The 13372-nt window shown below is 38.4% G+C and carries 18 protein-coding genes and 1 CRISPR repeat array (1 of these 19 running past the window's edge); of the genes, 2 read left to right on the top strand and 16 right to left on the bottom strand.

The window, feature by feature from the left end:
- Positions 1–24 precede the first annotated feature (24 nt).
- From ACSSWA_RS05755 to ACSSWA_RS05815, 13 genes are all read right to left on the bottom strand, one after another.
- Positions 25–243, bottom strand: coding sequence for an SHOCT domain-containing protein (locus ACSSWA_RS05755; protein WP_437355606.1), 219 nt, complete (start codon positions 241–243; stop codon positions 25–27).
- Between the two features lie 14 nt (positions 244–257).
- Positions 258–656: a hypothetical protein gene (locus ACSSWA_RS05760; protein WP_437355607.1), complete on the bottom strand. Its 399-nt coding sequence runs from the start codon at positions 654–656 to the stop codon at positions 258–260.
- 218 nt (positions 657–874) lie between these two features.
- Complete coding sequence (locus tag ACSSWA_RS05765; protein ID WP_437355608.1) at positions 875–2041, bottom strand: NAD(P)/FAD-dependent oxidoreductase; 1167 nt, start codon at positions 2039–2041, stop codon at positions 875–877.
- 16 nt (positions 2042–2057) lie between these two features.
- Positions 2058–2264, bottom strand: coding sequence for a YHS domain-containing protein (locus tag ACSSWA_RS05770; RefSeq protein WP_437355609.1), 207 nt, complete (start codon positions 2262–2264; stop codon positions 2058–2060).
- A 51-nt stretch (positions 2265–2315) separates the two neighbouring features.
- Positions 2316–2483, bottom strand: a complete 168-nt coding sequence (locus tag ACSSWA_RS05775) for a hypothetical protein (protein WP_157867297.1) — start codon at positions 2481–2483, stop codon at positions 2316–2318.
- A gap of 146 nt (positions 2484–2629) precedes the next feature.
- Positions 2630–3016 (bottom strand): DUF302 domain-containing protein, encoded by a 387-nt coding sequence (locus ACSSWA_RS05780; RefSeq protein ID WP_014855473.1) that lies wholly within the window; start codon positions 3014–3016, stop codon positions 2630–2632.
- A 13-nt stretch (positions 3017–3029) separates the two neighbouring features.
- Positions 3030–4205, bottom strand: coding sequence for a hypothetical protein (locus tag ACSSWA_RS05785; RefSeq protein ID WP_437355610.1), 1176 nt, complete (start codon positions 4203–4205; stop codon positions 3030–3032).
- 18 nt (positions 4206–4223) lie between these two features.
- Positions 4224–5429 (bottom strand): multicopper oxidase family protein, encoded by a 1206-nt coding sequence (locus ACSSWA_RS05790; RefSeq protein ID WP_437355611.1) that lies wholly within the window; start codon positions 5427–5429, stop codon positions 4224–4226.
- Between the two features lie 209 nt (positions 5430–5638).
- Positions 5639–5845: a YHS domain-containing protein gene (locus ACSSWA_RS05795; RefSeq protein WP_437355612.1), complete on the bottom strand. Its 207-nt coding sequence runs from the start codon at positions 5843–5845 to the stop codon at positions 5639–5641.
- A gap of 66 nt (positions 5846–5911) precedes the next feature.
- Positions 5912–6145, bottom strand: a complete 234-nt coding sequence (locus tag ACSSWA_RS05800) for a YHS domain-containing protein (protein WP_014855476.1) — start codon at positions 6143–6145, stop codon at positions 5912–5914.
- A gap of 4 nt (positions 6146–6149) precedes the next feature.
- Complete coding sequence (locus ACSSWA_RS05805; RefSeq protein WP_437355613.1) at positions 6150–6416, bottom strand: hypothetical protein; 267 nt, start codon at positions 6414–6416, stop codon at positions 6150–6152.
- 9 nt (positions 6417–6425) lie between these two features.
- Positions 6426–6995 carry a hypothetical protein gene (locus ACSSWA_RS05810; protein ID WP_437355614.1) on the bottom strand — a complete coding sequence of 190 codons (570 nt, stop codon included), beginning with the start codon at positions 6993–6995 and terminating at the stop codon, positions 6426–6428.
- 64 nt (positions 6996–7059) lie between these two features.
- Positions 7060–7323 (bottom strand): hypothetical protein, encoded by a 264-nt coding sequence (locus ACSSWA_RS05815; protein ID WP_437355615.1) that lies wholly within the window; start codon positions 7321–7323, stop codon positions 7060–7062.
- A 444-nt stretch (positions 7324–7767) separates the two neighbouring features.
- Between ACSSWA_RS05815 and ACSSWA_RS05820 the strand changes: the two genes are divergently transcribed.
- Positions 7768–8259 carry a heavy metal-binding domain-containing protein gene (locus tag ACSSWA_RS05820; protein ID WP_437355616.1) on the top strand — a complete coding sequence of 164 codons (492 nt, stop codon included), beginning with the start codon at positions 7768–7770 and terminating at the stop codon, positions 8257–8259.
- A 41-nt stretch (positions 8260–8300) separates the two neighbouring features.
- Here ACSSWA_RS05820 and ACSSWA_RS05825 read toward each other — a convergent pair whose 3' ends face one another.
- Genes ACSSWA_RS05825 through ACSSWA_RS05835 form a run of 3 tightly spaced genes read right to left on the bottom strand, consistent with a single transcriptional unit; the run spans position 8301 to position 9498 of the window.
- Positions 8301–8552 (bottom strand): YkoF family thiamine/hydroxymethylpyrimidine-binding protein, encoded by a 252-nt coding sequence (locus tag ACSSWA_RS05825; protein ID WP_437355617.1) that lies wholly within the window; start codon positions 8550–8552, stop codon positions 8301–8303.
- Positions 8537–9238: a class I SAM-dependent methyltransferase gene (locus tag ACSSWA_RS05830; protein ID WP_437355718.1), complete on the bottom strand. Its 702-nt coding sequence runs from the start codon at positions 9236–9238 to the stop codon at positions 8537–8539. Before ACSSWA_RS05830 ends, ACSSWA_RS05825 begins: the two co-directional genes overlap by 16 nt.
- 20 nt (positions 9239–9258) lie before the next feature.
- Positions 9259–9498 (bottom strand): septation protein SpoVG family protein, encoded by a 240-nt coding sequence (locus ACSSWA_RS05835; RefSeq protein ID WP_437355618.1) that lies wholly within the window; start codon positions 9496–9498, stop codon positions 9259–9261.
- Between the two features lie 547 nt (positions 9499–10045).
- On the opposite strand from ACSSWA_RS05835, the gene ACSSWA_RS05840 reads away from it, so the two are divergent.
- Positions 10046–11230: an ATP-binding protein gene (locus tag ACSSWA_RS05840; RefSeq protein ID WP_437355619.1), complete on the top strand. Its 1185-nt coding sequence runs from the start codon at positions 10046–10048 to the stop codon at positions 11228–11230.
- A gap of 437 nt (positions 11231–11667) precedes the next feature.
- Positions 11668–13372: direct repeats of the CRISPR family, unit length 30 nt; unit sequence ATTTCAATTCTACAATAGTACGATTAAAAC; it runs 640 nt beyond the window's last position.

Consider the following 13372-nt stretch of genomic DNA (forward strand, 5'->3'; position numbering starts at 1 on the left):
TTCGTTGCCTCTACTAAAATAGTTTTAGGAAATATCTTTTTTAATTCTTTCGAATTCTTCTTTCGAAATTTCTCCCTTAGCATAACGTTTTTTCAGTATTTCAAGGGGCGTTTCTTTGGGATAAATATTATCCGTCTGTTTTTGGTTGGTAATCTTAATAATTAGATAAACAATTACCGCAATAACTATCAGCCAGAAAATCCATCCAAATCCCATCCAACCAAATCCCATATCGTGAAACATAACAGTCTCCTTAATTATTTTTTGTGGTGTTTTTCGTGTTCGGATTCTTTCATAGCTTTTGTCGAATCCGATTTCATCATATCGTGTTTCATCATTTTATCGCCCATCATACCTTTATCCCCGTGCATCATTTTCATCATCATCTTATGCATTTCGGGGTTATCCATCATCATTTTACACATTTGCATCATGCCAGTGGAATCGCTTTTTACATGTTCCATCATTTTCTGCATCATCATGCCTCTCATATGTTCGTCCGATGCAATTTTATCCATACATTCCTGCATGTTTTTGTCCTGCATCATCATGTGATCTGTTTTTTTCTCTGCAGGTTTTTCCTGCGCATATAGCGCGATTGAAAAGATCATAACCGTTACGGTTACCACCGCGAAAGAAATTCTTTTTGTTAACATTTTTTACTCCTTTTGTTTTAATTTAGTTTATGCACAAGTCGCAAAAACCCTGCCATAATTTTTTGTTTGATTTTCATCGGAAATCAACGATTTAACAAACAATTAATTAACAATTTTAAAAAATATTTAGCTTTCTTAAATTCAACGCTATAGATTTCCATGCGCATACTTTCCGCGCCTTTTTGTAGAAGTATTTTGTACGCGCCAAATTCACATCTTTATGAAGGTCGCGCTGAAATTCGATCATCGTTTTGTTTCGGCACGCAGGCGTGCCTGCACCAAACACAATTGCAATTAACGTGCATACATTGTTTATCAATCAACCTCGATTTATACCACATTTTTGCAATATGATAGAATATTTTTTTTGAAAACGAGGGATTGTAATGCTTTCTTAACGGCGGAATAACGTCGTCTAAATTTTGAAGTTTTTTTAGAATGTAAGAATATCCGGAATTCGTAAGATGAGCAAAGAGCCACCTGTTTGCTAAGGACGTTCGAAGTTTCGGGAATAAATAATTTTTACATAGTTCGGCATAATCTTCATTCTTTATTATACTTTGAGCGGCATAGTAGCCTGAAAGCATCGCATATTTGATTCCGAACCCCCAAAGCCCATCCTGGAAACCGGCGTTCTCGCCTACGTAGAGTATTTTATTCTTTTTTGTTACGGGAGTAAAATAATTTACAAATCCGCCAAATTCTTTCGGGGAATTAATATCGATATCGATGTGAGATTTCAGAACATTTAGAGCCCGTTCGAAATAACGTCTCTCATTTTTAAAATCTTCGAACATACAAGTAGCAAAAGTGGCTCTGCCGTTATTAACGAGCAAGTAAGCGTAAGCTTTGGGAGCTATCCTGTTGTCTACAAAACCAATAAATTGGTCCTTAACCGAAGTGTTAAATACTATTCCCTTTGCAATTGCGTCAGCCGCTTTGGGACCAGTGCCGGCTATTGTAATATTATCGGCAGCAGATTCAATTTTTTTATTCCAGACAATATTAACGCCCGCCTCCAAAGCCTGATGTTTAAGCCCCTGGTCGAGGGAATTTTTACCGCTTCCTCTTTCAATTAAATAAAACAATGGGCGTGATGTTTTAACCTGAATCCTTTCTCTTTTCGGACCGACAAAACACCCGTCGTTACCGCTGTAAGGGCGACATAAGAAATTAATTTCGATGCCGATATTTTTCAGTATTTCCAGAGTATCCTGTTCATCCGACCAATTTTCTAATCCCTGGTAGTCGCCGTTGAATCTTAAGCCTACATCGGAATTTTGTTCATACACATCTACATTATAACCAGCTTTTTTCAACGCAATCGCGGCAGTTAAGCCTCCCGGACCCGCGCCGACGATTGTTATAGTATTGTTATCGCGCATAGCGCCATCTTATCATTCAATGATGATGCGAATGCCCCGGTTCTTGATCTTTTTTTATATAATTCTCCGGCTGCTGGTCAAATTGTATTCTGCATAAATCCGAACAGAAATAATATTTTTTCCCTTCGTAATGAGACGCCGGCGCTTTGTCGATGTCTTTAATTACCATACCGCATACCGGGTCCTGAATTTGACGCGTATCTTTTGTTTTTCCGTGTTCCATTTTATCCTCCTGTTTTATACGACTATTTTAAAATTTCTGCGGCTTTCTATTTTAGCTGCAGCATCCGTGGCGTCTGCCCGAATGATTATGTCCATGAGATTGCTCATGTCGATGTTCTCTCATATCGCTATGAGGGTCTGCTTCGACTTTTCTGTTTCTGAAATAGCCGATTAAACCGAAAACCGCTATTAAACCGAATACAAACAGCAAAAAATCCATTTTATCCTCCGTTCCGTTATGATACGTTCAATATTGCAAAAAGCATACCCGAATATTATTATCGTAAAAACGTCAAATTTTCCGGTTCTCGGTTTATTCGTCGAAACAAAATTTAATTTTCTTAAAAGTGAATTAAGAAAATTAATTTAGAGGCTGTCGATTACCTTCCTTAATTTTGCTTGAATTTCTCCCGCTATCGGACTTAGCGATTCATTTTTAATTGCCTGCATCGAAGCTACGGGGTCTACAGCCGCCACTTCTATTTTGTTTTCTTCCTGTTCTATTACAATTACATTGCACGGCAGCATTGTCCCGATTTTATCTTCCGCCTGAAGAGCCTTGTATGCATAAGGCGGATTGCATGCGCCTAATATTTTATACTTTTTGAAATCGACGTCTAATTTCTTTTTTAATGTTTCCTTAACGTCAATTTCCGTAAGAACGCCGAATCCTTCAGACTTTAGCGCTTGCGTAACCTTTTCTATTGCGTCTTCGAAGTTGGCTTCGATTGTTTTTGTGAAATAGTAACTCATTTTTTACTCCTATTTATTTGATGTAACCGTGTTCCAGATTTAATATCGACTCTCTGTCGTCGAAATGTTTATTCCAAACTTGTTCGATTGAATAGACGATCGAAAATTGAATTCTGTGCTCGTTATTAGGATATATTTTTGCAACCTCGCCAATGTTTTTTTTATATTGATATTGAATCCCCACGTCGAAATTTTCTCCGAGCCTGTAGAAAAAGTTTGTTACCAGTTGAAGTTGAGATGTTTTCTCAACAAGGTCAGGGTAACTTTTATATCCTCCATAAATAGAAGCTTGAAGATATGGTCTTTCGAGCCTTCGATACAAAAATCTGGGACCGCCAAAAACGGAAACCGACTTTGCACGCGCGAGATCAGAAAAACCGGACACGGACGCAATTCCTTCCGTTCCCGTGTTCAGAATCGACTGCATCCTGAAGTCGAGAAAATAGACCGGGTCGGGCAGTAAATTGAAAACCGCAGAAAAAATATAATTCTTCAAAGTCTTATTGAACTTATTGCTGTAACCCTCGCTTTCGGTAAGAAAATTATTGAAAGAAAATCCGATTTGTTGAATAATTTCTCTGTTCCACCTCTGACTGAGAGGGACGCGATATTCAAGCGAAAAGCCAAGGGCGTTCATGCTGAAATCGGTTTCCGGCGATATTTTTGACTTTGTAAAATGCTCTCCGTGAATTGTAAGCCAGTATCTTTGTTTGAAGATATGCGAATATTCAAATACGTTCCCGAACTGATTATCCTCCGTATTAATGCCATTAGAATACGGACTAATAACGTCCGTCAATTGCAGAGCGTCGTCGTCTCTAAGAGTAGTAAATTCAATCAATGAGCTTTTGACTCTGCTTCTTCCTAATTTAAAGATATTATTTTTGTCTTCAATTTGGAGGAATATCTGGTGAAAGAAAATTTGGCCCAGGTCTGATTCGGCGTCCGGGAACTGGAAACCCAAAACGAATAGTCCTCTGAAATCATTATATAATTTTTGTTTAAAGCCGAGCAGGAATCCGCTGTCCGAAAAATCATTAATAGCCGAGGACAGCGAATTGTTAATAATGTCGTTATTGACGGACATAACTCCTCTGGCTCCGAGCCGAATTTCGGGGTCAACCTGCGCAATCGAAATACTTGAAAAAAACAGTATGAAAATTAAGATTGAAATTTTGTTACGTTTCATATTCCACCTGTTATTTTATTATTCGTCCAGAGCTACTTTGGGGAGCAGATTCATTTTTTCGGTTTTCATCTGCATGCCTTTCATCGAATCGACCATTCTCTCTTCCACCGGAAGGTCTTCATAAACGAGCGCCAGGAGATTGCCTCCGGGGTACAAGCCGTTGTTGGTTACGCGCCTGGTATCATGGTCGTGAAACGTCCAGATCCCCCGGTTTTTCCCTTCAATTATAATATCGAAAGTTTTGCCGGGGCTTAATCTGATTGTATTCATTTGCCAGGGCTGAGGCACAGGCAGACCGTCGTCCGCAACCAGCCAGAAATCGTGTCCGTGCAAATGCAAATAATGTTCTTCGCCTCCGGCATTAATTAACCGCACTCTGATATTTTCTCCTTCCTTTATATAAAGATTAGGCGTAGAAGGATATGACTTTCCGTTGACCGTAAAGAAATTCGGTTGGGGCAGGTTCGCCGAGGATCGTCTGTTTAAAACGTATGGAGGCTTATAGCCCTTTTGCATATGCTCAGTCAGTTCGTCTTTCGAATCGAACAGGTTGAATCTCTCCTTGTCGAATCTTCCGTTCATCATTAAATAAGATCGTTCTTTCATTCGCACAATCATATTGTTAAGTTCTTCTCTAATGAAATTAGTGTCGTGCGCCGAATAAATGAGAGTATACTCGCGTTCATATGGAAATCTTTTTTTTATGGGATCGTCCGGCTCTTCTACAATCAAACTTCCGAACATTCCCGACTGCATATGAAGAAGGGTTCCCCAATGGCAATGATAAAAATGCGTGCCGTACGGTTCGGCGGTAAATTCATAAACGAAGGTTTGTCCCGGCATAACAGGCATCTGATTCACATAAGGCACGCCGTCCATACGCCAGGGCACATGCATACCATGCCAATGGATTGTATGGTTTAACTCGGTCTTATTCCTGAAGATAACTCTGACATTGTCGCCTCTGTTTACACGTATTTCAGGTCCGGGAACCGAATTATTAAAAGCGAGCGTGTGAATATCAAACCCCGGCGCAATTTCGTGCCGTGCAATATCAATAAAAAGTTCATACTCTTTTAGAATCCCGTTGTTTTTGACGGGCTCCAGTACATTGGGGAAATTTTTCTTATTACGCTCAACGGCTTCTTTCCCTAACAGGTCGGCCGGCATAAATGCGGCGGCGGAAATAATAGCGGCGTTGTTTATAAATTCCCTCCTTTTCAAGGGCGCCTCCGTTAATTTATTTTAAATACGCTTCATTCTATTTTTTATTATCTGCATGAACCGGGATTAATTTGGGAACAGTTTACATTATTCGTTATTTTGAGATTGTTGCCCGCTGTGTCAAAGTAAAGCTAAAGAATTCTATACAATGAATCAAAGCTCCAAACAATCTGATATTTATTATGTTCCCGAATTACGGTCGACGCTTATCATTGTTGACGCGTCTCTTTATTTTTAATCTTAATATATTTTTCCGGATTCAAATCGAATTTTGCTTTGCATGTTTCCGAACAGAAAAAATATGTTTTGCCTTTATATACCGACTCCTGAGCCAGAAGTATATTATGAATAACAATGCCGCAAACGGGGTCGGCTATAAATTTACCGCTGTTATTTTTATTCGCTTTGCCATCCATACCCATTCCATCGTTAGATTCATCAAATTGCTTATCAGTACATGAGCGGAATATAATACAGGCCAATCAGAATCGATAACCTTTTATATAAAGCATCGACTTGTCGCAATCGCATTTATCCGGCTTTATGCCATTCAATTCGATTGACGAATCAAAGAAATCGACGTAACTTTCGGGAGCTTTGACGAACAACGATTTGCATTTGGGGCAGCAGAAATAGTACATCCTGCCATTATATGCAATCCGCGGCGCCGATTCGATGTTATTCAACTCCATTCCGCATACCGGATCGATTTCCATTTGCTTATTCTCCTTTTTCGAAGAAATAATTGTCTATCCAGTTATAAATAAGCATAAAAAAGAATCCCAGAACCCAGCCCCAAATAAACGCCGCCGCCAGTCCTCCCAATACCGTATAAATAGTAATTGAATCGACAAAAGGCACTATAGCTCTAATATAAGGCAAGGCGTCGATATCGGAAACGAGCGTTTTAATAATCGACAAAAGAAACAACGCCGCTCCCGCTACGCCTGTAATGATACCGAAATAAACGGAACTATATTTTTTCATCTTCTCCTCCTACGATATTTCAGCGTTCTTGGACTTTTCAAAATAATTCAACGTACCCGAAATTATTAAAGCCGTATAAGCGCTGTATATAATAATTTCGACGATACCGAGTAAGTAACTATAGAAATTCAAACTTTTGAATCCGGGCAACAGTATCTCCCATATTTTTATCATGCTGTATTGCGGCGGCATTAAAATATCGTAGACGACGCACAGCGTAAACACAAGAATCAGAAAGACTGCAAACGATAAGAAAAGACTTTTGAACCTGAGATATATCAACTTAGGCTGGTAAGAATTCTTTTTGAATTTATCGCGCAGCAGATAATTGTAGATTGGAAACGTAATATAGCCGAATGCATAAGATCCGACCGACACTTCCAGAAGACCAATTAAAATACTGAGAGAATCGAGACCGTTAAATCCCGGTAAAAACAAAAGCCATATTTTGTGCATCTGCCAGATAGAGTTGCTTCCCGAGTCGGTTAAAATCAGACCGATGCTTATACAAATACCGTAGAATATAGTGAAAATAAAAAAGAGAGACACCGCTACCGGATACGGTTCTAACCTTTTCATAACTTCCCCCTTCTTTAAGATTTCAATTATCCGGGCGGACCTTAAATTGTCCGCCCTAATTAAATTACATATGGGCTTTACTGCTTCTGAAAACGCTTGTCCTCTTTTGGAGCGTCCGCTTTACGGCGATAACTTTCGCATTGTAAACGTCGAAACCGTGCCGTTTGGATTTAAGAAACCGGCTCGGTTTTTTAGCGGAATAAATCTCCGCCTTCGTCGAGCGATATTTCATTGCGTTAAAGTTTTTTCCGTAGATATCGGCATTAATGCCGGTAAGTATAAGAGCTACTGCTAAAAAGGCTGCGGCTTTAAAGAACCTGAGTTTCATGTGCTCCTCCGTTAATTGTGTCCATACGCTAATATGCAACTGTCGTGCCATTGTCAATTATTCATTTTTTATCCATTTACAGCCATTTGTCGCCGGTCATTTAAATAATCTTAAATATTTCTTTAAATATTTTTAATGATTATTTCCGCTGACTTTTCCGTTTTGCCGGATTTCCGTCGGGACTCAGTTTCTTAATTCCGAACTACAAACATTGACGCGCGAAATAATATTCAGAGCGTCGCTTTAAATTGCGCGGCTTTTTAAGACTAAAAAAAACGTAAGTTTGTAAACTTATTCCGATAGCGGAATGTTTTTATTATGTCAACTAATTGACAGTGAATTTACAAAGGTAAATATTATCTTTATGCAAGCGCAGATTTGTTTTAAGATCGATTGTAAAAGCGCGTTATACAATCCAACCAACAACATAAAAAGGAGTACGCTATGAAAATCTTCAAATTAGCCCTTATCGTTTTATTGACCGTTTTTATTACGGGCATTCAGGCACAGGACAAGAAAGACGACCACGAAGCCAAATGCAAAATGATGGTCGAAAAAATTCAAAAGACCGACGCCAATAAAGACGGCAAAGTATTCGCTTGTCCCAAGTGCGAAGTTTACCAGGATGAAGCGGGAAAATGTTCCAAATGCGGAGCCGAGCTGCACGAAATGACCGTCGACGAAGTTCATAAAGCAATCTGCGGAAAAGAGAAGGATCACAATCATAAAATGGAAATGAAATCCGCAAAGGATTATGACAAGAACAAAGACGGAAAAGTATTTCAATGCTCAATGTGCCCGAATGAAATTTCAGACGAGGCAGGAGAATGTCCTGCATGCGGCATGAAATTAAAAGAGGTTTCCGTAGACGACGCATGCAAAAATTTAACGAAAGCAAAAGAAAAGATGGAAATGAAAAAGAAAGAAATGAAATAAGTTATAGAACGCCCGCCGTTCGTAAGTCCGGCGGGCTTTTTTTAACATCCGCAAACGTTGGACATTCTTACCGACATTATAAATTTCGATTCATCGCATCTTTCGTTATAAATTCTCTCTAACAAAGAAAAAATCTTTTCCGGTTCTCCTTTTATTAAAGTCGACATTTCGCCGATATTAAATTCGAGTCCGCTTTTTTTTATAATATCGAGGACGGCGTTCACTTCGGCGATATAATCGTGAGATTGAACCGGAACGAACGCGATTTCGCATGTCATTATTTTTTTTGCCATAACGCCGCTATAAATCCCGGTTTATTTATTTTCGAATAATTCATTTCTTTATCGAGCGAAGGCTCTGTTTCGCCGGGAGGTGTATACAAAGTTTCCCGTACGGCGATCAATTCATCCGGATGAAACGAGCGGATTTCGGAGATATCGAACAGTCTGGCGTATTTGAATACGGTATTTTCTTTGAAATATTCCGATTCGTATAACTCGCCCCACCCGCTTTTTTTATTAATAAAACCGATAACGACTTTACCGCCCTTTTTGACCGTTCTGAAAATTTCATCGACGCCTTTGGAAGGATTGCCGAAGAATTCGACCGCCGCCACGCAGACGGCGGAATCAAAACGTTCGTTTTCAAACGGCAGTTTATGAATGTCGGCTAATACAAAATTTAAATTTAAGTTCCGGGAAAGAGCTTTCTTTTTTGCAACATCAAGCATATTGTTTGAATTGTCGACTCCCGTAACGCTGCATCCCCGTCCTGCCAATTCAATCGAATAATTGCCCGTACCGCAGCAGGCGTCTAAAACACTTTCCCCTTCCTTCGGATCGAGCAGCGAAAGAACCGCCTTCATTTCTAACATGTGAATAAAATTACCCGGAGGCGTTTCGTACCATTGGTCGTATTTATCCGCTTCGGAATCGAAAATTGCCATAATATACCGTTGTGATTTTATACGGTCAAAAATACGATTTTATTGAATTAAAGTTATTTGTTGTACTCGTCGACCGCTTTTTTCTCCAGGTCTTTTTTCATTTCTTTCGGTAGAATTACCGTTTCGTAAAATTTTCCGTCTTTGCCCTTTTCATTTGGAGCTGAAAGGAACAAACCGTTGGCGCCGTTTACCAGCCGGAACCCTTTAATTACAATATCGTCGTCGGTTTGAATATCGAAAAACGCGACGGTTTTTCCCCCGCCTTGAATTTTGTTCATTCGTACGATTTTCATTTTTGACTCCTGTTTATTAAAACAAATAATTAACAGGAAAGGAAATTGCGCGATGCGATTTACCGGTTACCCCTCTTTTTGCCCTTCATGCGAAAGTCAAAATAAATATTTTTTCGGTTTTTGTCTACTTTAAATATTACCAAATTACCAAGATTGCCAAATTGCAAGATTACAAGATTACCAAATTGCAAGATTAACAAATTGTTATGGAATATTTTTGCATCCTTTTTATAATAAAATCTGTCAATAATCGAATAGAAGAGACTTAGAGGCGCACGCTGAGTTTATCGAAGCGTGAACTGAGAGAAGATTCTGGCGCACGCTGAGTTTATCGAAGCGTGCGGAATCATCAACATCACATTACCTGCAGTTGTCGCCTCAACAAAAAGATAATTTAACCCTCCCACAAGAGAAGAACACAACACTTAAAGCTTTTAACTATAGATTAACCGTCGTTAAACAGGATTATTTATTGACGGTCAACACTATTTTACATTTAGTAGTACTATTCGTAAATTATGCTTGACAAATAGTATCAATGATGAAAATGTATAATTACAAGGAACGCCTAATATACACGGATTTAAGGGAGCATCTTTCCAGAAAGCAGATTACAGTAATTACGGGATTAAGGAGAACCGGAAAAACAACGCTGTTAAAAAAACTTTTTGAAGAATTTAAAACCGACAATAAAATTTACATAGACCTGGAACGTATCGACAACCGGGAACTTTTTTCCGAAAAAAATTACGATAACATTATATTGTCTCTCGCTTCACGGGGACTAGATTTCAAAGAGGAAGCGCTTATTGGCATAGACGAGATACAACTTCTACCGGGTATAGTTAGCGCAATCAAATATTTATACGATAATTATCGAATAAAATTTATTATAACCGGCTCAAGCAGCTATTACATAAAGAATTTATTCGGCGAGTCATTAGCCGGAAGAAAAAAAGTTTTCGAGCTGAATACGCTGTGTTTCAGGGAATTTCTTCATTTCAAAGGCATCCCTTACACATCGCCCAAAACAATCGGCCGACAATTCCTACCCGCTGAGTATGAACGTCTTAAAAAGCATTATGAAGAATTCATTCGATACGGAGGTTTTCCCGAAGTCGTTTTAGCAAGAACTATTAAAGATAAAATTGACATTATCGACGATATTCTGAGTTCGTATTTAAATATTGACATTAAAAATATCGCTGATATCAGAGATCAAAAAAATTTATTTAATCTTCTTAAAATGCTTGCAGTGAGGGCGGCTACGCGCCTGGATTATACAAAACTATCTTCATTAACTGGAATATCCAGGCCTTCAGTTTATAATTATATTGACCTGCTCGAAAAGACTTTTGTGATTACGAGGGTTCCCGTATTTACCAAAAATCCTGACAGAGAAATCGTAAAAGCTCCTAAGATTTTTATTAACGACAACGGATTATTAAACCGACTTACCGAAGTCGGCAGCGGCGTACAATTCGAGAATGCTGTCTTTAATCAATTAAAATTTCACGGCAAACTTCAATATTATTCATTAAAGACCGGCAAAGAAATCGATTTTATACTTAACGGTAAAACTGCAATTGAAGTCAAAGAAAGAGCTACTGTTCAGGATAAAAATCAGATTAAAACTCTTGCAAAAAGAATCGGTATCTCGAAGATAATAATAGCCGCCCGGTATCCGACACCCTCGTTCAACGATTTTACATGGGGCGGCGATTTAGGTTGATCTATTTCTTATAACTGCAGAATGTACTTATCGTAACGGGATATCGTCGCTTCGACAGGCTCAGCGTCCGGTAACCCGTCGGAGTCGGGTACGATTAATACAGCATACCACAAGCCAATTTGTAACATCGGATTTTCGGAGTGAGTCCGTCGACTGACGGACGAACGGAGACGCTTCGGCAAGCTCAGCGTCCGCTTGAACCTAGCCACAATAACGCTTCGACAAGCTCAGCGTCCGCTTGAACCTAGCGGCAATAACGCTTCGACAAGCTCAGTATCCGCCTGAACATAGCCACAACAACGCTTCGACAGGCTCAGCGTCCGGTAACCCGTCGGAGTCGGGTACGATTAATACAACATACCACAAGCCAATTTGTAACATCGGATTTTCGGAGTGAGTCCGTCGACTGACGGACGAACGGTGACCCCGCTGTAAGCGGGGCAATTCTACAATAGTACGATTAAAACTATCAATATACGCCCTTAGATATTTCTTGACTTCTAATTTCAATTCTACAATAGTACGATTAAAACTATGCCTTTACGAACACCCCCGAATTTGAAAATCAAATTTCAATTCTACAATAGTACGATTAAAACTCGATAACAATCTTACCGTTTTTGATTGAATATTTATTTCAATTCTACAATAGTACGATTAAAACCACGGGCACGAGGTAAGATACTCCGGCGGAATCGGAATTTCAATTCTACAATAGTACGATTAAAACTTCATTCTAACATTATCCCCGTTGATTTCAAGGTTATTTCAATTCTACAATAGTACGATTAAAACATGTCTTCTTTTTTCAATTTTGCAAGTGTAGAAGGCATTTCAATTCTACAATAGTACGATTAAAACGCGAATGCCTTCGTCAGAAAATATCATTATTCTGGCAAGGATTTCAATTCTACAATAGTACGATTAAAACCCGTTGACATAGCCGCAATCACAGCGGCTGACCATATTTCAATTCTACAATAGTACGATTAAAACTATAGCTTATATCATTGAAACATTAAATAATAAGTTATTTCAATTCTACAATAGTACGATTAAAACATTATTCGCGCATAGGGATTAATATAGACATTAATAAAATTTCAATTCTACAATAGTACGATTAAAACAGCGCAAAGGAAAGACCGAATCGGAATATTTCAGCATTTCAATTCTACAATAGTACGATTAAAACTTAATTAATTCTTCCTTTTCCTTTATGTTCCCTTTTAATTTCAATTCTACAATAGTACGATTAAAACCAAGTTCGGATAGTATTAATTCTGCTATTTGTTCTTATTTCAATTCTACAATAGTACGATTAAAACTGAACTTTTGATGATGATGATGATGATGCATAAAGCATTTCAATTCTACAATAGTACGATTAAAACCCGAAAGGCTTATAACCGGCACTTTCGAGACTCCCGCATTTCAATTCTACAATAGTACGATTAAAACTCTGACAAAAAAGTCAGACCAAACAACGATTCGTCATTTCAATTCTACAATAGTACGATTAAAACTTCCGGCTTCTTCGAACATTTCGCGTTCGTATTTCAATATTTCAATTCTACAATAGTACGATTAAAACGCATCCGGGCAAACAATATCGATGTCAACATCCATCATTTCAATTCTACAATAGTACGATTAAAACGAAGCTATGCCGCTTACTCCGGGAACAAAATTAGTTAAATTTCAATTCTACAATAGTACGATTAAAACTTCCGATGAGGTTTACGGCATTCAAATTATAATTTATTTCAATTCTACAATAGTACGATTAAAACCCGAACCCGCATTCTTTATAATTTTTGCCGAGAATTATTTCAATTCTACAATAGTACGATTAAAACCAGGACGGCTATAGCTTCGTCGTTCGCTTCTTTTTATTTCAATTCTACAATAGTACGATTAAAACAATGTAACTAATAAGACTCCATTGGAATATTTCCCATTTCAATTCTACAATAGTACGATTAAAACTAAAGATGGAACTAAACAAAGCTCTGCGCGTATCTAATTTCAATTCTACAATAGTACGATTAAAACTCGAGCATGGAAATAGAAGCGGACGTCGCAGATCAATTATTTCAATTCTACAATAGTACGATTAAAACTCTCCCGTTCATCATTCCC

The sequence above is a fragment of the Melioribacter sp. Ez-97 genome, assembly GCF_051488665.1.
Classification (GTDB): domain Bacteria; phylum Bacteroidota; class Ignavibacteria; order Ignavibacteriales; family Melioribacteraceae; genus Melioribacter.

What these genes read in the sequence shown, in the direction of transcription:
- ACSSWA_RS05780 (WP_014855473.1), bottom strand. Translation starts at nt 3,016, where the DNA reads ATGAGTTACTATTTCACAAAAACAATCGAAGCCAACTTCGAAGACGCA.
- ACSSWA_RS05755 (WP_437355606.1), bottom strand. Translation starts at nt 243, where the DNA reads ATGTTTCACGATATGGGATTTGGTTGGATGGGATTTGGATGGATTTTC.
- ACSSWA_RS05800 (WP_014855476.1), bottom strand. Translation starts at nt 6,145, where the DNA reads ATGGAAATCGATCCGGTATGCGGAATGGAGTTGAATAACATCGAATCG.
- ACSSWA_RS05765 (WP_437355608.1), bottom strand. Translation starts at nt 2,041, where the DNA reads ATGCGCGATAACAATACTATAACAATCGTCGGCGCGGGTCCGGGAGGC.
- ACSSWA_RS05825 (WP_437355617.1), bottom strand. Translation starts at nt 8,552, where the DNA reads ATGGCAAAAAAAATAATGACATGCGAAATCGCGTTCGTTCCGGTTCAA.
- ACSSWA_RS05775 (WP_157867297.1), bottom strand. Translation starts at nt 2,483, where the DNA reads ATGGATTTTTTGCTGTTTGTATTCGGTTTAATAGCGGTTTTCGGTTTA.
- ACSSWA_RS05820 (WP_437355616.1), top strand. Translation starts at nt 7,768, where the DNA reads ATGAAAATCTTCAAATTAGCCCTTATCGTTTTATTGACCGTTTTTATT.
- ACSSWA_RS05815 (WP_437355615.1), bottom strand. Translation starts at nt 7,323, where the DNA reads ATGAAACTCAGGTTCTTTAAAGCCGCAGCCTTTTTAGCAGTAGCTCTT.
- ACSSWA_RS05770 (WP_437355609.1), bottom strand. Translation starts at nt 2,264, where the DNA reads ATGGAACACGGAAAAACAAAAGATACGCGTCAAATTCAGGACCCGGTA.
- ACSSWA_RS05785 (WP_437355610.1), bottom strand. Translation starts at nt 4,205, where the DNA reads ATGAAACGTAACAAAATTTCAATCTTAATTTTCATACTGTTTTTTTCA.
- ACSSWA_RS05840 (WP_437355619.1), top strand. Translation starts at nt 10,046, where the DNA reads ATGTATAATTACAAGGAACGCCTAATATACACGGATTTAAGGGAGCAT.
- ACSSWA_RS05760 (WP_437355607.1), bottom strand. Translation starts at nt 656, where the DNA reads ATGTTAACAAAAAGAATTTCTTTCGCGGTGGTAACCGTAACGGTTATG.
- ACSSWA_RS05805 (WP_437355613.1), bottom strand. Translation starts at nt 6,416, where the DNA reads ATGAAAAAATATAGTTCCGTTTATTTCGGTATCATTACAGGCGTAGCG.
- ACSSWA_RS05835 (WP_437355618.1), bottom strand. Translation starts at nt 9,498, where the DNA reads ATGAAAATCGTACGAATGAACAAAATTCAAGGCGGGGGAAAAACCGTC.
- ACSSWA_RS05810 (WP_437355614.1), bottom strand. Translation starts at nt 6,995, where the DNA reads ATGAAAAGGTTAGAACCGTATCCGGTAGCGGTGTCTCTCTTTTTTATT.
- ACSSWA_RS05795 (WP_437355612.1), bottom strand. Translation starts at nt 5,845, where the DNA reads ATGGATGGCAAAGCGAATAAAAATAACAGCGGTAAATTTATAGCCGAC.